The organism is Streptomyces sp. NPDC004561, assembly GCF_053602155.1.
Genome location: NZ_JBSGDB010000024.1, coordinates 21974 through 38419 on the forward strand (window position 1 = coordinate 21974; position 16446 = coordinate 38419).

Sequence of the window (16446 nt, forward strand, 5' to 3'; positions counted from 1 at the left end):
CCCTCGGCGGCTTGCGGACTGCTCGTACCGCACCGGCGTAAGGCCGGACAGGAACGGCCGGCGCGGTGGAAGGAGGCGCACAACGCATCCCACCGCCGCGTGCGGGCGCGCGTCGAGCGCGTCCTTGCCCGCATGAAGAACTGGAGGATCCTCCGCGACTGCCGCCTCAAGGGCGACGGCGTCCACTGGGCCACCGGTAGCGTCGCCCACGTGCACAACCTCGCCCTCGCCGGCTGATCTGAGCCTGGAGCCCAGCAGCACCCGTACCGGAGCAGAGCGGTTACGGAGGTACGAGAAGACCTTCGGGTGCTGCTGCGGGCCGCGAGCCGCGGTCTCTGTAGACCCATCCATCGCACCTGGTGATTGCGGAACCTGGGCTGCGGTCGTACATTCCCGCTCCGCCTCGTCCAAGTTCGTGGGAGGGAAGTGGGATGAGTGCGTCGTTCAACGATCTGGAAGAACGGTACAGAGTTGCCCTTAACAGGGTGAGTGAGGCCTATCGGGTATTGCGCGAGGTCATCGGTGAACCCAAGCCACTCGTCCCTGGGGAAGAGCCTCCGGCCCTGACCAAAGCGGAGCGCGACGCTCAGACCGAGGCCATGAAAGCGTTCCAGGAGTACGTGCCCGTACGAGATCTGTACTGGGCCACTCGGTGGGGCCGTGAGGGCAACCCGGCGAAGTCCTGACGGCGCTGCGCCCGCGCCGGCCCTCAACGGCCGGGCGCTACCACCCTCCTTGCCTTTCGGCTGAGGCCGACGCCGCGGTCGTATGGCATCGCGGACCGCCCTCGGCTGTTTGCTGAGAGCAGTCCACCGCGCGTGCCACAGGCATGCGGATCCTCACCCCTCGTAGATCGTCAGCACGGCGCCCTCCACCTCGATCCGGCGGCCGGCCCGCAGGCCGCCCGCGCGCAGGGCGCGCAGGCAGGTGTGGAACAGCTCCAGCTCGGTCGCGTCCAGGATCGCGGCCGCCAGGTCGAGCAGCTCGCTCACCGCGTTCTCGGTGAGCACCTCGGGCAGCTCACCGGAGAGCAGGACGACGGATTCACCGGCGGGACCCCGGACCACCGCGGTGGCCGGCCCGCCATGCACGAACAACACGTTCCCCCCAAGAGCCCGGGGTCGTGCGGCTGTCGCTCCTCGGGCAGTGACTGGAGACTAGCGGGGGATCTCGGTTGATTCGGGCGTACTTGCATTTTTTCCGACTCGGTCGAACCGGTGTGCTTCGCGCCCGCCTTGGAGGGCCTACTTCTGCGCGGATCGGCCCAGAAGGGACTCGACCAGGGCGGCGACATGGCGGCGGTCCTCCGCCGACAGCTGCTGCACGCTGGCGATGAGCAGGTCCACCTCGGGGTCGGCGGGGCGGGGCGTGGCGCCGTCGGGGTCCTGGCCGGACGGGGTGCCGTACACATGGATGCCGCAGGCCTCGGCCGCGGCCCGCCGCACGGCGTCGAGCGGCAGCTCCAGGCCCTTGGCCAGGCCCTCAAGGGTGGCCGCCTGGGGCATGCGGACCACCCGGTCGGTGGTGGCCAGGTGGTGCACGGTGGAGCGGGGCACGCCGCCGCGGCGCGCCACGTCGCCGTAGGACCAGCCGTTGCGGTCGAGGCGTTCACGGATCAACTGCTGCAGTGCGTTGGCCACCGAAGGTCACTTCCTGCTCGCCGCTCGACCGAACCGTCCCTGTCGGCGCCGATTCTACGGGCGGGTAGGTGGGCCACCGAAAGGGTGATTCACCGAACGGGTTGCGGAGGGGCGCTCCGAGGCCCTAGTGTCCAATCTCGTTGGACAGCACGTCCGACCAAGTTGGACAGAGTCCGGGGGGAACCTGACTCGGTCCGACCGGAAATGCCTATTTCCCGAGGGGGAATCGATCATGATGGACGCCCACGAGCTCGAGGCCGAGTCCGCGGAGCTGCTGCCGGGCCGCGAGGCCCTCGGTCGCCTGAAGTTCAGCTTCGGCAAGACCGTGAACGTCACCAAGCACGTCGCGAACATCAGCGCCCACAACGAGTCGGCCGCCCTGAACGACCACTCCGCGTGGTCGGACGCCGAGTCGCAGGCCACTCAGGCGATCACCGTCAAGCAGTAACGGCACCGCCGCGACGACGGGCGCGGGGGCGGACCGCACGAGGCGTGCGGCGCGGTCCGCCCCCGCGGCCATGCCGGGGGGAAGCGGTGTGACGTGGGGGGAGACCACACATGACGGTGCTCGGAGACGGCACCACCGCGCTGTACGACACCGGTCCGGTCCCTGGGCCCGGGGGCTGGCCGGTGACGTACGAGCAGGTGACGACCGGCACCCTGCCGGTCGTGGGAGCGCCGGCAGGGCCGGTTCCGCGGCTCAGCGCGGGACTGCGGCTGCACGGCGAGTACCAGGGCTCGGGCTTCACCGAGCCGAAGTACATCGCCCGTCGGGGGGACGGGCAGGTCGTGCAGCTGTCACGGCTGCTGTACCTGGTGGCGTCGTCCGTCGACGGGATACGCGACGTCGACACGATCGCCCACCGGGTCAGCGCACGCTTCGGCCGCGAGGTAAGCGGCGAGAACATCCGCTACCTCGTGGAGAACAAGCTCGAACCACTCGGCGTGTGCGTGCCCGAGGGCCAGGAGGACGACGCGGTCGACGCCCCGCGCTCCGACCTGCTGCTCGCCCTCAAGGGCCACCGGGTGATCTTCGACGAACGCCGTACGGCGCGGATCGCACGGTCGCTGGCCTGGCTGCACCGGCCGGCGGTCGTCACCGCCGTCCTGCTCGCCGCCGTCGCCATGGACGTGTGGCTGTTCGGCTTCTTCGGGGCGATCGAACCGGTGCTGGAGGTCCTCGACCAGCCGGTGCTGATCCTGATCGTCTTCGGCCTCACCGTGGCCTCGCTCGTCTTCCACGAGTTCGGCCACGCCTCCGCCTGCCGTTACGGCGGCGCCCGCCCCGGATGCATCGGGTGCGGGCTCTTCCTCATCTGGCCGTCGATGTACACCGACGTCACCGACGTCTACCGGATCTCCCGGGCCGGGCGGATCCGCACCGACCTCGGCGGGGTGTACTTCAACGTCGTCTTCATGCTCGCCATGGCCGGGGCCTACTTCGCCACCGGGGCGCAGTTCTTCCTGGCCGCGGTCTACCTCGGGCACTTCGAGATCCTGGAACAGCTGATGCCGGCCGTCCGCCTGGACGGCTATTACATCCTCGGCGACCTGGCCGGAGTGCCCGACCTCTACGGCAAGATCAAGCCGATCCTGCTCTCCCTGGCGCCGGGCGCCAAGGGCCGGGCGGCCCGCACGGAGGTCGCCGGGCTGAAGAAGTCCGCGCGCACCATCGTCGCCACCTGGGTGCTGACGATGGTGCCGCTGATCGTCGGCGAGATGGGCTACGCCCTGTGGAACCTGCCCCGGATCCTCACCACGATGGTCCGCTCGCTCACCGAGCAGATCCTCGGCACGGGTTCGGCGTTCGCGCACGGGCAGATCGTCGCCGGGCTCGTCGGGGTGATCGGGACGGTCATGCTGCTGTGCCCGATGGCCGGTGTCGTCTACCTCTCCGTCAAGATCGGCGGCCGGCTCTTCCGGGCCGCGAACCGCGCCACGGCCGGCCGGCCCGGGCTGCGCCTCGCCGTCTGCGCGCTCGCCCTGGCCGGACTGACCGGGCTCAGCTACGCCTGGGTGTCCGGGGTGACCCCGCAGCCGCTGCCGAAGCAGCCCCCGATCGCGCCGATACTGCAGCCCGGGGTGTCGACCGAGGAGCCCACGCCGCGCGACGCCTCGACGCCGTCCCACGGCGGTCACGGGCCGTACGGCACCGGCGGCGGGGCCTCCGTCTCGCCGTCGGCGGTACCCGGAAGCTCCGCCACGGCGCCGGGCGGGCCGTCGGCCGGGGCATCGGCGAGCGTGTCCGCCTCGACGCCGGCGTCGTCGGCCACCGGCACCGCGCCCGGCGCGCCGACCGGTACGAAGTCCCGGCCGCCGGAGTCCAGCTCCGGCGGGTCCACCGCGCAGCCCGTACCGCCCACAGCCAGCGCCGACCCCGAACCGACGGCCTCGCCGACCCCGTCGGAGAGCGTGCCCGCGTCGCCGCCCGCGAGCCCCACGTCGCCCGCGCCCGGTGGGTCGCCCGCCCCGGCGTCCACCTGACGCCTCGTCGGCTCCCGCCCGGGGGAGTGCCGGGCCGGCGCAAGAACCTTCATCAGCAAGACTCATCACAGGAGACCCCATGAGCAGCCACCGCAAGGCACGCTCCAGTAACCCTCTCATCAGCCGGCGCGCCCTGCGCATCGGCCTCTTCGCCGCCGGCATGGCCGGTGCGGCCACCGCCGCGCCGGCCCAGGCGGCGACCGGTGTGTCGCACGCGGCCTTCGCCTCCGACCACGTCTTCAGCCACGCCGACCGGGCCCATCACACCCAGACCCGGGACTCCTTCACCGTCCGTCAGTTCGGCACCGTCAACGCGGTCGGCGTGCGCAACCAGGCCAACGCCGTCTCCGCGGGCTGCTCGGTCGACGACCACTGCCGGTCGGTCGCGCTGTCCTTCCAGATCGTCACGGTCGCCGGGGAGCACACGCACCTCAACGCCTCCAACTACAGCGACGCCGCCAACAAGGAGTGCACCGGCTGCCAGACCCTGGCCGGCGCCTACCAGTTCGTGGTCTCCACCCCCACCGCGTTCAGCCTCGACGCCGGCACCCGGCGGCAGCTCGACGACATCCACCGCCGGCTGGACGAGCTGACCCGTTCGAACCTGCCCGCGGCCGAACTGAAGACGCGGGTCGACAGCCTGGCCGGCGAGGTCACCGGCGTCCTGCGCGACGCCGTGGCCCACGCCCCGAAGGCCAAGGCGCAGCCCTCCGTCACCCTGCACCGCCACCTGGACGGCTGGCCGGGCCACTGACCGTGCCGATGCCGTCGCACAGGGCCGCCCGCCGGATCCCAGGCCGCCTCTCCCGGGCCCGGCGGGCGGCCCACCCCGTGCTCACCCATTGACATCGGTTGCACCCCGACGCAGACTCAGCCCCGAAATCGGTGAAGGAAATTTCACCAGGCGAACAGGTGAAGCGAGGGCGCGAGGAAGGGGCAGCACCGATGCGCACCACCGTCGGGATCATCGGAGCCGGGCCGGCCGGGCTGCTGCTCGCACGGCTGCTGCACCGCGCCGGCATCGAGTCGGTCGTCCTGGAGAGCCGCGACCGCGCCTACGTCGAACAGCGGCAGCGCGCCGGAATCCTGGAGCAGGGCACGGTCGACGTCCTGCGCGCCGCCGGGGCCGGGGAGCGCATGGACCGGGAGGGCCTGCGGCACGAGGGGATCGAACTGCGCTTCGACCGCCGCCGCCACCGCGTCGACTTCCCCGCCCTCACCGGCGGCCGGTCCGTGACCGTCTACGCGCAGACCGAGGTCTGCAAGGACCTCATCGCCCTCCAGCTGAAGGAGGGCGGGCCGCTGCTGTTCGAGGCGGAGGCGCTCGCCGTGGAGGGCGCCGACGGCGACCGGCCGCGGATCCCCTTCCGGCACCAGGGCCGCGAGGACGTGCTGGAGTGCGACTACGCCGTCGGCTGCGACGGCTTCTGGGGCGTGGCCCGCAAGGCGTTCCCGGCCGGGAACTCCCGCGTGTTCGAACGGTCGTACCCGTATGCCTGGCTCGGCGTCCTCGCCGACGTGGCGCCCTCGCACGACGAACTCGTCTACGCCCGCCACGACCGGGGCTTCGCCCTGCTCTCCATGCGGTCCCCGTCCGTCTCCCGCCTCTACCTCCAGGTGCCCGCCGGCACCGACGCCGGCCTCTGGAGCGACGAGCAGATCTGGGACGAACTGGAGCGGCGCCTCGCGACCGACGACGGCTGGACCCTGCGGCGCGGTCCCGTCACCCAGAAGTCGGTCACGCCCATGCGCTCCTTCGTGCACGAGCCGATGCGCCACGGCCGGCTCCTGCTCGCCGGCGACGCCGCCCACATCGTGCCGCCGACCGGCGCCAAGGGGCTGAACCTCGCCGTCGGCGACGTCGTCACCCTCGCTCGCGCCCTAGCCCACGAGCAGGACACCGGCTCGCCGGAACTCCTCGACGCCTACTCCGCCACCTGTCTGCGCCGGGTCTGGCAGGCCGAGCGGTTCTCCTACGACATGACGACCCTGCTGCACCGGGCCCCGGACGCCACCGACTTCGACACCGGGCTCCAGCGGGCCCGGCTGGACCGCATCGCCTCCTCCCGCGCCGCCGAGACCGACCTGGCCGAGGCGTACACCGGGTTTCCTCTCGGTTAGGTAGCAGATTCGTCATGGAAGGCGATCCTCCATGGCCGGGAATCACCCGTCCGCGTAGCGTGTTGGCCAGCACGGCAGGGGAAAGATCCTCCTCAAGTAGCATCGTCGATCCTTTGCCAATCCATTACGCTTGAAACCAAGGCTGCGCACGGCAGCCATGGAGGAGTGAGATGAGGAGCAGTAACCCGGTCTTCTCGCGACGGGGGTTCAGCCGCGACAACGGCTACGCCGGCTTCAACACCGCACCGCAGGCCGGGTATGCACAGGGCAACCCGTACGCGCAGAACCCCTACGCCCAGAACCCGTACGCACAGGGCGCCGTCCAGTACGGCGCCCCGCCGCAGGCGCCGGTCACCACCGACCGGATGACGATGGACGACGTCGTCGTCCGTTCGGCCATCACGCTCGGCACGGTCGCCGTCGGCGCGGTCCTCGCCTGGGCGTTGCTGCCGGTCTCCGCCACGAGCTACGGCCTGGCCCTCGGCTCCGCGCTGATCGCGTTCGTCCTGGCGATGGTCCAGAGCTTCAAGCGCACCCCGTCGCCCGCGCTGATCCTCGGGTACGCCGCCTTCGAGGGCGTCTTCCTCGGCGTCATCAGCGAGATGTACAACAGCCGCTGGAGCGGCGCGCCCTTCCAGGCGGTGCTCGGCACCATGGCGGTCTCGGGCGCGACCCTGCTCGTCTACAAGGCCGGCTGGATCCGCGTCACCGCCCGCTACGCCCGCATCGGGCTCGCCATCGCGATGGCCTTCCTGGTGGTCATGGCGGTCAACCTGCTGCTGGTCGTGTTCGGCGTCGCCGAGAACGGCGGCCTGCGCAGCTTCGGTCCGCTCGGCGCGCTCGTCGGCATCATCGCGATCCTGCTCGGCGCGTTCTTCCTGACCCTCGACTTCAAGCAGATCGAGGACGGCATCGCGTACGGCGCCCCGCGCAACGAGTCCTGGCTCGCCGCGTTCGGCCTCACCGTGACCCTGGTGTGGATCTACCTGGAGATGCTGCGGCTGGTGGCCATCTTCACCAACAACGACTAGCCGACGGCACGCACGACCGGCCAACGGCAGAAGAGGGCCCCGGATTCGCTCCGGGGCCCTTTGTCGTCAGAGCAGCTTGCGGGCCGCCCTCCTGAGGTCGTATTCGTGCACGATCGCCTTCGCGTGGCCGTACGCCAGGTCGTACTCGTGCCGGAGCCAGCTGACCTTCTCCTCGAAGCGGAACAGGGCCGGGCCTTCTTCAACGGTACGCAGCCAGTCGGAGACTTCACGACCGGTGCAGTGGGGGATGCGGGCGAGCAGGTTGCGGTGGGTCTCCTCGGAGAAGACTTGGGACATCGGCGCCTCCGAACGCAAAGGGGATGTAAGCCGGTCCTTCACGTCACCGTGCCTGAGCGTTCGCGTATTGGCAACAGTGCGGCACGTTACGCTCGGCGCGTGGTTGATACGACGCCCTTGACCCAAGCAGTGGATCACTTCGCCGACCGGTTGCGGGCGGCGCCGCAGAGCCGGCTTCAGCGGAGCGCCGCCGCCGAGGCGCTGGCCCTGGCCAGGGAGCTTTCCCGGTGGGCCCAGTCGGTGGAGGAGCCCGGGGCGGAGTCCCGGCAGATGCCGGACGCGGGGATGTTCGCCGCGGCCGACCAAATCCTGGTGGCGGCGCACGACTTGGCCGTGGTGTTGAAGAGCGACGACCAGGTCGCGGAAGCGGTGCGGGTGGTGGAGGAGGCGCGCCGGCGCGCGGGGGTCTGAGGCGCGCCCTCCGACCGGTGCCGTCAGAGGGACGCGATGACCCTGTCGGCCAGGATGTAGACCGTGTCCTCGCCGCAGGTGAAGGTGAGGGTGTAGGCGCCGGAGATGCCCGAGCCGCCGAGCAGGTACGGGGTCTCGCCGGACTGGAGGGCCGCGGCGAGGCGGTCGGCCGTCTCGCGGTGGCCCGGGGTCATGCACAGGGTGGTGCCGTCGGCGAAGACGTAGACGTCGAGGGTGCCGAGCGGGCCCGGGCGCACGTCGGAGAGCCCGACACGCTCGTCGGCCAGCTGCTCCAGGGTGGTCACGGTGCGCTCGTGGTCGCTCACGGCCGGGGACTGCACCGGGACGAAGTCCGGGTGCGAGGGATGCCGGCGACGGGCGGCGGCCAGCTCCGGGGACTCCCCGGCGAACTCGTCGGCGTTGTCGGCGCTCGGCTCGGACACCGGCTCCAGGCCCACGAAGTCGGCCTGCCGGGGCAGGAAGACCTCGGCGTCGGGCAGGCCCAGCAGCGTGGGCGCGTCGGAGGCGTCGCGGGCCTCCTGCGCGGCCCAGAAGGCCCGCGCCTCGGCCAGCTCCCGCTCGCGCTCCTCGGCGAGCGCCTCGGCCACCGCGGCGCGTATCTGCTCGGCGTCGGCATGACTGCGGGCGTTGGGCAGCAACGCGCGCATCGCCGCCGACTGGTTCTCCGCGAGCTGGGCCTGCAGCTCCGTGAGCTGACGGCGCAGCCTCAGAACGGTGCGCAGGACGGCGACGCCCACGGCGCCCGTGGCGGCCGTGGTGAGCAGCAGGGCGATCGGCATGGCGCTCACTGACGTACTCCCAGGTTCAAAGTCGACCCCCGACTTCCTACATCAGCTTGAAGGGCGGACTAACCAGCTGTCAGTGCGTAACGTCACGAAACGGACAGGACTTTGATTCCGTTGTTCCGTCGCGTCACGCTCCTACCTGCGCTGACCTGCACCGATGTATGCACCGAGGGAGATAGGTCACATCCTGGGGGAGATTGGATCACAGAATGGCCCAGAACCCTGGGGTTTACAGGGTTCTGGGCCATTCCATGACGTAAAGTGCCCGATTCGCTACGGTCGGTGGGTCAGCTGAGGCGCTCGATGACCATCGCCATGCCCTGGCCGCCGCCGACGCACATCGTCTCCAGGCCGAACTGCTTGTCGTGCCACTGGAGGGAGTTGATGAGCGTGCCGGTGATGCGGGCGCCGGTCATGCCGAAGGGGTGGCCGACGGCGATGGCGCCGCCGTTGACGTTCAGCCTGTCGATGTCGATGCCGAGGTCCCGGTAGGAGGGGATCACCTGGGCCGCGAAGGCCTCGTTGATCTCGACCAGGTCGATGTCGCCGATGGCGAGACCGGCCCGCCGCAGGGCCTGCTTGCTCGCCTCGACCGGGCCGAGGCCCATGATCTCGGGGGACAGGCCCGAGACGCCGGTGGAGACGATGCGGGCGAGCGGGGTCAGTCCCAGCTCGCGGGCCTTGGTGTCGCTCATGATGACGACGGCGGCGGCGCCGTCGTTGAGCGGGCAGCAGTTGCCGGCGGTGACGAGCCCGTCGGGGCGGAAGACCGGCTTCAGGCCGGCGACGCCCTCCAGGGTGACGCCGGCGCGCGGGCCGTCGTCCTTGCTGACGACCGTGCCGTCCGGGAGGGTCACCGGGGTGATCTCGCGCTCCCAGAAGCCGTTCTTGATGGCCTGCTCGGCGAGGTTCTGCGAGCGGACGCCGAACTCGTCCATGTCCTGGCGGGTGACGCCCTTCCAGCGGGCGAGGTTCTCGGCGGTCTGGCCCATCGCGATGTAGGCGTCGGGGATCAGGCCGTCCTCGCGCGGGTCGTGCCAGGTGGAGCCCTCGGACTCGGCGACGGCGGCGGTACGGGCCTCTGCCTCGGCGAAGAGCGGGTTGTGCGTGTCCGGCAGGCCGTCGGAGCTGCCCTTGACGAAGCGGGAGACCGTCTCGACGCCGGCCGAGATGAAGACGTCGCCCTCGCCGGCCTTGATGGCGTGCAGGGCCATGCGGGAGGTCTGCAGCGAGGAGGAGCAGTACCGGGTGACGGTGCAGCCGGGGAGGTGGTCCATGCCCATCTGCACGGCGACGATCCGGCCGAGGTTGTGGCCCTGCTCGCCGCCGGGGAGACCGCAGCCGAGCATCAGGTCGTCGATGTCCTTCGGGTCCAGCTCGGGGACCTTGGCGAGCGCCGCCTGGATGATCGTGGCGGTCAGGTCGTCGGGGCGCAGATCCTTGAGGGAACCCTTGCCGGCGCGGCCGATGGGGGAGCGGGCGGTCGAGACGATGACGGCTTCGGGCATCACGGCTCCAGTGAACGGGGTTGGGCAGGGCCGTCTGGGAAGTTACCGCTACGTATGGTCCAGGTCACGGTTGGGCGGGTGTGACACTGACCGCAGTTTACTAAGCGCTTGCTTGCCACCCTCCCGAAACGGTCGTGCCCGGCCGAAAGGGCGCCGTGCCCCCGGGGGTCACACCGAGGGGCGCGCCGGCTCGGCCTCCGGCACCCGCCGCCTGCGCCTGCGCTTGAGCAGCGCCCACGGCCCACGAGGCCCGGTCGGCATCGCCGCCGTGACCTCCGTGCCCGCCTCCGACGCCGCCTCGGCCGCGGCCCGCGCCACCGGCAGGAAGCCCTCGCGACGCGACACGTCCGGCCGTTCCTCCTCCGCAGGCCACAGGCCCAGCGCCGCGCACACCGTGGGGAGGACGGCCATGGCCGCCGTGGCGTACCCCTCCGCCGAGGGGTGGTAGTTGTCGGGGCCGAACAGCTCCCGCGGGTTCGCCTCGAACTCCGGGCCCAGCAGGTCGCCCAGCGACACCGTGCGGCCGCCCTGCTCCACCGCGCCGATGGTCTGGGCCGCCGCCAGCTGCCGCGAGGCCCGCCGGGCCAGCCAGCGCAGCGGCTGCCCCACCGGCTCGATGGTGCCGAGGTCGGGACAGGTGCCCACCACCACCTCCGCGCCGGCCGTGCGCAGCCGTCGTACCGCCGCCGACAGGTGCCGTACCGAACGGGTCGGCGGCATGCGGTGCGTCACGTCGTTCGCGCCGATCATGATCACGCAGATGTCGGGGACCGGAGAGGCGGCGGACAGGACCAGGGCCACCTGGCGGTCCAGGTCGTCGGACTGGGCGCCCGGCAGCGCCACGTTCCGCAGCTCCACCGGGCGCTCCGCCACCGCAGCCAGCCCGGACGCCAGCAGCGCGCCCGGCGTCTGGCCCGACCGGTGCACTCCCTGGCCCGCGGCCGTGGAGTCACCGAGCATGGTCAGCCGCAGCGGCGGCTCGCCGGGGACGTTGTACGCATGGCCGTACACCCCGTCGGCCACCGGCACCCGGCCGCTGGTGCCGTTGCCCACATGGCGGCGGGCCAGTCGCACCTCCGCCAGCAGCAGCCCGACGGCGGCCGCCCCGACCAGCCCGGCCCCGCCGCCGCCGTACGCCGCTCCGGCCGCGATGCGCCGGGCCACTCTCGCCCTCGACATGCTCGTCATGCGTCGCCGCCACCTCCTCGTAGCCGTACATCCACTCCTTGCCCCGTACAGCCCGTGCCCCAATCTCAACGGGGAGTGAACGGCCGCCCGTGCCACACCGCTGGCCTTAGGCTGGCGATACCACTACGACCACATCTTTTGCAGCGACCGGAGACAACGGTGCAATTTCACGACTCGATGATCAGCCTCGTCGGCGACACCCCGCTGGTGCGGCTCAACAACGTGACCAAGGGCATCCAGGCGACCGTCCTGGCCAAGGTGGAGTACTTCAACCCGGGCGGTTCCGTGAAGGACCGCATCGCCCTTCGCATGATCGAGGCCGCCGAGGAGAGCGGGGAGCTCAAGCCGGGCGGCACCATCGTCGAGCCGACCAGTGGGAACACCGGCGTGGGGCTGGCCATCGTGGCCCAGCAGAAGGGGTACAAGTGCATCTTCGTGTGCCCCGACAAGGTGAGCACCGACAAGATCAACGTGCTGCGCGCGTACGGCGCAGAAGTGGTCGTGTGCCCGACCGCCGTGGCGCCCGAGCACCCGGACTCCTACTACAACGTCTCGGACCGGCTGGTCCGTGAGACGCCGGGCGCCTGGAAGCCCGACCAGTACTCCAACCCCAACAACCCGCTCTCGCACTACCACTCGACCGGCCCCGAGCTGTGGGAGCAGACCGAGGGGCGGATCACCCACTTCGTGGCGGGCGTGGGCACGGGCGGCACCATCTCCGGCACTGGCCGCTACCTGAAGGACGCCAGCCAGGGCAAGGTGCAGGTGGTCGGCGCCGACCCCGAGGGCTCGGTGTACTCCGGCGGCTCCGGACGGCCGTACCTGGTCGAGGGCGTGGGCGAGGACTTCTGGCCGACCGCCTACGACCGCACCGTCGCCGACGAGATCGTCGCCGTGTCCGACAAGGACTCCTTCCAGATGACCCGCCGGCTGGCCAAGGAGGAGGGCCTGCTCGTCGGCGGCTCCTGCGGCATGGCCGTCGTCGCCGCGCTGCGCGTCGCGGAGCGGCTCGGCCCGGACGGCGTCGTGGTCGTGCTGCTGCCGGACAGCGGCCGCGGCTACCTCAGCAAGATCTTCAACGACGAGTGGATGGCCGACTACGGCTTCCTGGAGGACGAGGGCCCGAGCGCCCGCGTCGCCGACGTCCTGAACGACAAGGCCGGCGGCATCATCCCCTCCCTGGTGCACATGCACCCGGAGGAGACCGTGGGCCAGGCCATCGAGGTGCTGCGCGAGTACGGCGTCTCGCAGATGCCGGTCGTCAAGCCGGGCGCCGGTCACCCGGACGTGATGGCCGCGGAGGTCGTCGGCTCGGTCGTCGAACGCGAGCTGCTGGACGCTCTCTTCTCCAAGCGGGCCTCGCTCGAGGACCCGCTGGAGAAGCACATGTCGGCCCCGCTGCCCCAGGTCGGCTCCGGTGAGCCGGTCGGCGACCTGATGTCGGTGCTGGGCGCTGCGGACGCGGCGATCGTCCTGGTCGAGGGCAAGCCGACCGGTGTGGTCAGCCGGCAGGACCTGCTGGCCTTCCTGGCCAAGGGCGGCGGCAAGTAGCCTCCGCCCGGCGCGGGGGGACGCGCCGGCGAACGTCCGGTGAACCGCGCGTGGCCCGGGCGAACCCGCGGTGACCGGGGGCCGGTCGAGCCTTTCCGGAAGTGGTACGAGGGCGTCATGTGCGCGCAGCACCCGCTTAACACGGGTCCGGCACATTAGGGGTGTCGGCAGGGTGGGAGCGGCTCCCCGCCCGGGCCGGCGGCGAACGGCGCCAGGGACCTCCGGAGCGGCTCCCGGACCTCCATGGACGCCACGGACGCGCAGCCCGGCCTGACCCGGCCCGCGTCCCTCGCGGGGACCGCCGTCGTCCCGCCCCCCGGCAACGGGGGTGCGGCGGTCCCCGCGCAAACCCCTCCCGGCGGGCGGTGCCGGATTCCCCGTCGTCCTTCGGGGCCGGCCGCGGCTCCCGTCAGACGTCCCGGTCCGTCCCGCCGGACCGGTTCCCGTCGCGCCGGCCGGCGAGGATCTCCGGGTTGGCGCGCACGGCCTGGGCCGTGTTGACGCCGACGATGCCGAGCCAGGTGGCCACCATCCCGGACATGCCCCCGAAGGCGCCGCCGATCGCGGACAGCGGGATCGCCAGCACCAGCGACACGATGGCGAACCCGAACCGCTCGCCCCAGGAGTCGGCCCGCTTCGGCCGCCGGGTCCCGCGCGCGGCCGACATCTGCTGCTCGGCCAGGTGCCGGCGCACCCGGCGGTCCACCGTGTCGTCGATCCGCCGCTCGACCTTCTCCAGGAACGACTCGACCAGCGCGGCGTCGTAGTCGTCGCCCAGATCCCCGCGTGCCCGCAGGGTGGCGTCGAGGTCCTTGCGCAGATCGGCGTCCGTCCTGAGGCCGGCGTCCCGCGGGTCCAGTGTGCTCATGCCGTTCACCCTAGGGAGCGGCCGATCGCGCCGCACTGGGGACAGCCCCCCTGTCGGGGGTGGCGGAACCCTCCGTCTCCGGGCGGGCCGTGCGGTCGCCCGCCACCGGGCTGTATAACGGTATGCAACGAAGCAATTTCTGAATAGGCTGGCCGTGTGAGTCCGAGCCTCGGCGCTGTACTCTCCCGGGGCGTCGAGGACATCTGGAGGGGGAGTACGTGATGAGCGTGACCGACAGCCCGGCGAACCGGTTGCAGGCGCTCTTCGAGGGCCACCGGCTCACGCCGACCCAGCGCCGCATCGCGCACAGCATGGTGCGCCGCGCCGCCGACGTGCCCTTTCTGTCCAGCGTGGAGCTGGCCGAACTGGCCGGGGTCAGCCAGCCGTCGGTGACCCGGTTCGCGGTCGCCCTCGGCTTCGACGGCTATCCCGCCCTACGCAAGCACCTGCGCGATGTCGTGCCCGCCGAACAGGCCCCCGAGGCGGGGGTCCACAACGAGTACCAGCTTGCCGTCGAGGCCGAGATCGAGAACCTCAGGCACCTCGCGGAGCTGCTCGCCGACCCGCGCCCGGTGCAGCAGGCCGGCCGGATCCTCGCCGCCTCCCGGCCGCTGCCGGTGCTCGGCCTGCGCGCCGCCGCCTCCCAGGCCTTCGGCTTCGCCTACTTCGCCGCCAAGGTCCACCCGGACGTCCGGCTGCTCAACGAGGGCGGCACGATGATCCACGACCGCATCGACGCGGCCGTCCGCGCGGGCGCCAGCGCGCTGCTGTGCTTCGCGCTGCCCCGGCATCCGCGCGAGGTCGTCGACACCCTCGCCTACGCCAGGGACGCCGGCCTGACCGTCGTCACGGTCGCCGACTCCGCGTTCGCGCCGGTCGCCAAGCACTCCGACCTGCTGCTGCCCGCCGCCGTCGGCACCGGGCTCGCCTTCGACACCGCGTGCGCCCCGATGCTGCTGGGCCGGGTGCTGCTGGAGGCGGTCTGCGACGATCTGCCGGAGGCGCAGGCCCGGCTGGAGGAGTTCGACGCGCAGGCCGCCGCCCGGGGTCTCTTCGTCGATTGAGGCCCGCGCTCTCAGACTCGTCTCACGATCTGCCGTTGGCGTCCTGACGAGACAGGCGCATCGCGGACACGTGACACGGGAGGCCGACGTGGCGCGCGGAGGACAGGGACTGGCCCGGGTGGCCGTCGTGGTACGGGCGGGAGCCGCGCCGCTGTGATGGTTCGGGGCGGCCGCCGCGGCGACCGGGGCCCTGCCGCCGGGGCTGACGGGGCGTTGGGCCGGATCGGCGGCCGGGGCCGCGCTCTTCGTCGCCGGCGCCGCGGTCGTGGCGCTGACACGCCGTGGCAGGTACACCGCCCTCGCCCGCGGGGCGGTCCGCGCGGGCAAGTACGACGTGCTGCAGGACCGTGCGGTGACCGTGCGCAACTGGCGCCGGGGACACCGCTGGTGGCTGCCGGCGGCCTGTGCCGTCGCGATCGGCTCCGCCTTTCTGGTGCCGATGGCCGGCGGTCTGCTGCTGGCCGGGTGCGGCACCGGGCTCCGGCTGAAGGCCGCCTGGCTCGGGCGGCTCGAACGGGCCGGGGAGACGCTGCTGTGGGTGCGCGTCGACTGGCTGGACGAGCGCGGCGGGCGCCCGGCGGGCAAGGCCGTGAAGGGACTTCGCGGTACGGGTGTCGCGGCCGGCGACGCGGCCCCTGGTGGGGCCCGCCGCCGCACCACGGCTCTGGTCCGGACCGCGGGCGGTTAGACCTCCAGCTCCTCTTCGATCTTGCGCAGCTGGTGCCGGGCCATCGCCAGGTTGGCGCGGGACTGGTCCAGGACCAGGTAGAGGAACAGACCGTTGCCGCCGCGGCTCTTGAGCAGCCGGATGAGGTGGTACTGGTCCGAGAGGGTGATGAGGATGTCCTCGATGTCGCCCTTGAGGCCCAGCATCTCCATCGTGCGCATCTTGGCCCGGATCACGTCCGTGTTGCCGGCGGCGGCCACGTTCAGGTCGAAGCTCTTGCTGCCGCCCATCGTGCCCAGCGCCATTCCGCTGGTGTAGTCGACGAGCGCGACGCCCGTGGCGCCCTCGACGGTGGTCAGCGCCTCTTTGAGGGCGGTTTCGGTGTTGGCCATGACGGTGGTCCTCTCAACTCTCTGTCGTGGTGCGTGTGGTGGTGCGCGGGGTGCGCGTGGCCCGGGTGCGTGCGGGTGCGGTTCCGGCGGCCGGGCGTGCGGTCCTCCGGGACGCGGCGGCCGCCTCGGCGGCGTCGAGCAGCTCCCCGATGCGGGCGCCGGACCGGCGCCCCTCCAGGTGCAGCCGGCCGACGTTGACCCGGTCCTGGGCGAGCAGGGTCAGCACGGCGGTGCGGCCGGCCGCGTAGGTGGCGACATAGCCGCGCTCGCCGCGCACCAGCAGCTCCCGGAAGCCGCCGTTGCCGGTGGCGTCCGCGACCCGTGACGTCGATGACCGCGATGATCGTCGTGAACGTCAGCACGTGGGGGAGCGACAGGAACGCCTGGAGGTCGAAGCCGTTCGCCTCGTTCGAGCCGG

General features: G+C 71.8%; 18 protein-coding genes and 3 pseudogenes. 11 read left to right on the top strand and 10 right to left on the bottom strand.

Going from position 1 to position 16446, the window contains the following annotated elements; genetic code table 11:
* Nucleotides 1-15 precede the first annotated feature (15 nt).
* Nucleotides 16-237, top strand: a pseudogene (locus ACWEN3_RS05580) (transposase); the annotation flags it as partial.
* Nucleotides 238-431: 194 nt separating this feature from the next.
* A complete protein-coding gene (locus ACWEN3_RS05585; RefSeq protein WP_452966022.1) occupies nt 432-686 on the top strand; it encodes a hypothetical protein in 255 nt (84 codons plus the stop codon).
* Nucleotides 687-839: 153 nt separating this feature from the next.
* On the opposite strand, the gene ACWEN3_RS05590 is transcribed toward ACWEN3_RS05585, so the two are convergent.
* A complete protein-coding gene (locus ACWEN3_RS05590; RefSeq protein ID WP_452966023.1) occupies nt 840-1091 on the bottom strand; it encodes a hypothetical protein in 252 nt (83 codons plus the stop codon).
* A 153-nt stretch (nt 1092-1244) separates the two neighbouring features.
* Nucleotides 1245-1640 (bottom strand): helix-turn-helix domain-containing protein, encoded by a 396-nt coding sequence (locus ACWEN3_RS05595; protein WP_452966025.1) that lies wholly within the window; start codon nt 1638-1640, stop codon nt 1245-1247.
* A 232-nt stretch (nt 1641-1872) separates the two neighbouring features.
* Here ACWEN3_RS05595 and ACWEN3_RS05600 point away from each other — a divergent pair, with 232 nt between their 5' ends.
* The 5 genes from ACWEN3_RS05600 (at nt 1873) to ACWEN3_RS05620 (ending at nt 7276) form a co-directional block, all read left to right on the top strand.
* The gene (locus ACWEN3_RS05600) at nt 1873-2088 is read left to right on the top strand and encodes a hypothetical protein (protein WP_452966027.1); all 216 of its coding nucleotides are present in this window, start codon (nt 1873-1875) and stop codon (nt 2086-2088) included.
* Between the two features lie 110 nt (nt 2089-2198).
* Nucleotides 2199-4124 (top strand): hypothetical protein, encoded by a 1926-nt coding sequence (locus ACWEN3_RS05605; protein ID WP_452966029.1) that lies wholly within the window; start codon nt 2199-2201, stop codon nt 4122-4124.
* Nucleotides 4125-4203: 79 nt separating this feature from the next.
* Nucleotides 4204-4878 carry a hypothetical protein gene (locus tag ACWEN3_RS05610; protein ID WP_452966032.1) on the top strand — a complete coding sequence of 225 codons (675 nt, stop codon included), beginning with the start codon at nt 4204-4206 and terminating at the stop codon, nt 4876-4878.
* Between the two features lie 191 nt (nt 4879-5069).
* Nucleotides 5070-6245: a 4-hydroxybenzoate 3-monooxygenase gene (locus ACWEN3_RS05615; RefSeq protein WP_452966035.1), complete on the top strand. Its 1176-nt coding sequence runs from the start codon at nt 5070-5072 to the stop codon at nt 6243-6245.
* 170 nt (nt 6246-6415) lie between these two features.
* Nucleotides 6416-7276, top strand: a complete 861-nt coding sequence (locus ACWEN3_RS05620; protein ID WP_452966038.1) for a Bax inhibitor-1/YccA family protein — start codon at nt 6416-6418, stop codon at nt 7274-7276.
* A 66-nt stretch (nt 7277-7342) separates the two neighbouring features.
* Here the strand turns inward: ACWEN3_RS05620 and ACWEN3_RS05625 are convergent, their stop codons facing one another.
* Nucleotides 7343-7573 carry a DUF4287 domain-containing protein gene (locus ACWEN3_RS05625; protein WP_452966040.1) on the bottom strand — a complete coding sequence of 77 codons (231 nt, stop codon included), beginning with the start codon at nt 7571-7573 and terminating at the stop codon, nt 7343-7345.
* Nucleotides 7574-7672: 99 nt separating this feature from the next.
* Between ACWEN3_RS05625 and ACWEN3_RS05630 the strand changes: the two genes are divergently transcribed.
* Nucleotides 7673-7984 carry a hypothetical protein gene (locus tag ACWEN3_RS05630; protein WP_452966042.1) on the top strand — a complete coding sequence of 104 codons (312 nt, stop codon included), beginning with the start codon at nt 7673-7675 and terminating at the stop codon, nt 7982-7984.
* Between the two features lie 23 nt (nt 7985-8007).
* Here the strand turns inward: ACWEN3_RS05630 and ACWEN3_RS05635 are convergent, their stop codons facing one another.
* The 3 genes from ACWEN3_RS05635 to ACWEN3_RS05645 all read right to left on the bottom strand — a co-directional run bounded on the left by ACWEN3_RS05635 (nt 8008) and on the right by ACWEN3_RS05645 (nt 11486).
* A complete protein-coding gene (locus ACWEN3_RS05635) occupies nt 8008-8793 on the bottom strand; it encodes a hypothetical protein (RefSeq protein WP_452966044.1) in 786 nt (261 codons plus the stop codon).
* A gap of 284 nt (nt 8794-9077) precedes the next feature.
* Nucleotides 9078-10298, bottom strand: coding sequence for an acetyl-CoA C-acetyltransferase (locus tag ACWEN3_RS05640; protein ID WP_452966047.1), 1221 nt, complete (start codon nt 10296-10298; stop codon nt 9078-9080).
* A 168-nt stretch (nt 10299-10466) separates the two neighbouring features.
* The gene (locus ACWEN3_RS05645; RefSeq protein WP_452966050.1) at nt 10467-11486 is read right to left on the bottom strand and encodes an SGNH/GDSL hydrolase family protein; all 1020 of its coding nucleotides are present in this window, start codon (nt 11484-11486) and stop codon (nt 10467-10469) included.
* A gap of 159 nt (nt 11487-11645) precedes the next feature.
* Here ACWEN3_RS05645 and ACWEN3_RS05650 point away from each other — a divergent pair, with 159 nt between their 5' ends.
* On the top strand, nt 11646-13037 hold the full coding sequence (locus ACWEN3_RS05650) for a cystathionine beta-synthase (RefSeq protein ID WP_452966053.1): 1392 nt from the start codon (nt 11646-11648) through the stop codon (nt 13035-13037).
* A 409-nt stretch (nt 13038-13446) separates the two neighbouring features.
* On the opposite strand, the gene ACWEN3_RS05655 is transcribed toward ACWEN3_RS05650, so the two are convergent.
* Nucleotides 13447-13905: a hypothetical protein gene (locus tag ACWEN3_RS05655; RefSeq protein ID WP_452966056.1), complete on the bottom strand. Its 459-nt coding sequence runs from the start codon at nt 13903-13905 to the stop codon at nt 13447-13449.
* A 221-nt stretch (nt 13906-14126) separates the two neighbouring features.
* On the opposite strand from ACWEN3_RS05655, the gene ACWEN3_RS05660 reads away from it, so the two are divergent.
* Together ACWEN3_RS05660 and ACWEN3_RS05665 are read left to right on the top strand one after the other, a co-directional pair.
* Entirely contained in the window at nt 14127-14969 is an 843-nt protein-coding gene (locus ACWEN3_RS05660) for a MurR/RpiR family transcriptional regulator (protein WP_452966059.1), read from the top strand.
* A gap of 190 nt (nt 14970-15159) precedes the next feature.
* On the top strand, nt 15160-15657 hold the full coding sequence (locus tag ACWEN3_RS05665) for a hypothetical protein (RefSeq protein WP_452966070.1): 498 nt from the start codon (nt 15160-15162) through the stop codon (nt 15655-15657).
* Here ACWEN3_RS05665 and ACWEN3_RS05670 read toward each other — a convergent pair.
* From ACWEN3_RS05670 to ACWEN3_RS05680, 3 genes and pseudogenes are all read right to left on the bottom strand, one after another.
* Nucleotides 15654-16028 carry a hypothetical protein gene (locus ACWEN3_RS05670; protein ID WP_452966062.1) on the bottom strand — a complete coding sequence of 125 codons (375 nt, stop codon included), beginning with the start codon at nt 16026-16028 and terminating at the stop codon, nt 15654-15656. The genes ACWEN3_RS05665 and ACWEN3_RS05670 overlap by 4 nt on opposite strands.
* A gap of 13 nt (nt 16029-16041) precedes the next feature.
* Nucleotides 16042-16350: pseudogene (locus ACWEN3_RS05675) on the bottom strand (roadblock/LC7 domain-containing protein); the annotation flags it as partial.
* Nucleotide 16351: 1 nt separating this feature from the next.
* Nucleotides 16352-16446 (bottom strand): annotated as a pseudogene (locus tag ACWEN3_RS05680) (DUF3566 domain-containing protein); the annotation flags it as partial.

Bases quoted from the DNA above. Each gene is read 5' to 3' on its own strand.
- ACWEN3_RS05655 (WP_452966056.1), bottom strand. From the start codon at position 13,905: ATGAGCACACTGGACCCGCGGGACGCCGGCCTCAGGACGGACGCCGAT.
- ACWEN3_RS05615 (WP_452966035.1), top strand. From the start codon at position 5,070: ATGCGCACCACCGTCGGGATCATCGGAGCCGGGCCGGCCGGGCTGCTG.
- ACWEN3_RS05660 (WP_452966059.1), top strand. From the start codon at position 14,127: ATGAGCGTGACCGACAGCCCGGCGAACCGGTTGCAGGCGCTCTTCGAG.
- ACWEN3_RS05640 (WP_452966047.1), bottom strand. From the start codon at position 10,298: ATGCCCGAAGCCGTCATCGTCTCGACCGCCCGCTCCCCCATCGGCCGC.
- ACWEN3_RS05625 (WP_452966040.1), bottom strand. From the start codon at position 7,573: ATGTCCCAAGTCTTCTCCGAGGAGACCCACCGCAACCTGCTCGCCCGC.
- ACWEN3_RS05610 (WP_452966032.1), top strand. From the start codon at position 4,204: ATGAGCAGCCACCGCAAGGCACGCTCCAGTAACCCTCTCATCAGCCGG.
- ACWEN3_RS05585 (WP_452966022.1), top strand. From the start codon at position 432: ATGAGTGCGTCGTTCAACGATCTGGAAGAACGGTACAGAGTTGCCCTT.
- ACWEN3_RS05670 (WP_452966062.1), bottom strand. From the start codon at position 16,028: ATGGCCAACACCGAAACCGCCCTCAAAGAGGCGCTGACCACCGTCGAG.
- ACWEN3_RS05620 (WP_452966038.1), top strand. From the start codon at position 6,416: ATGAGGAGCAGTAACCCGGTCTTCTCGCGACGGGGGTTCAGCCGCGAC.
- ACWEN3_RS05605 (WP_452966029.1), top strand. From the start codon at position 2,199: ATGACGGTGCTCGGAGACGGCACCACCGCGCTGTACGACACCGGTCCG.
- ACWEN3_RS05645 (WP_452966050.1), bottom strand. From the start codon at position 11,486: ATGACGAGCATGTCGAGGGCGAGAGTGGCCCGGCGCATCGCGGCCGGA.
- ACWEN3_RS05600 (WP_452966027.1), top strand. From the start codon at position 1,873: ATGATGGACGCCCACGAGCTCGAGGCCGAGTCCGCGGAGCTGCTGCCG.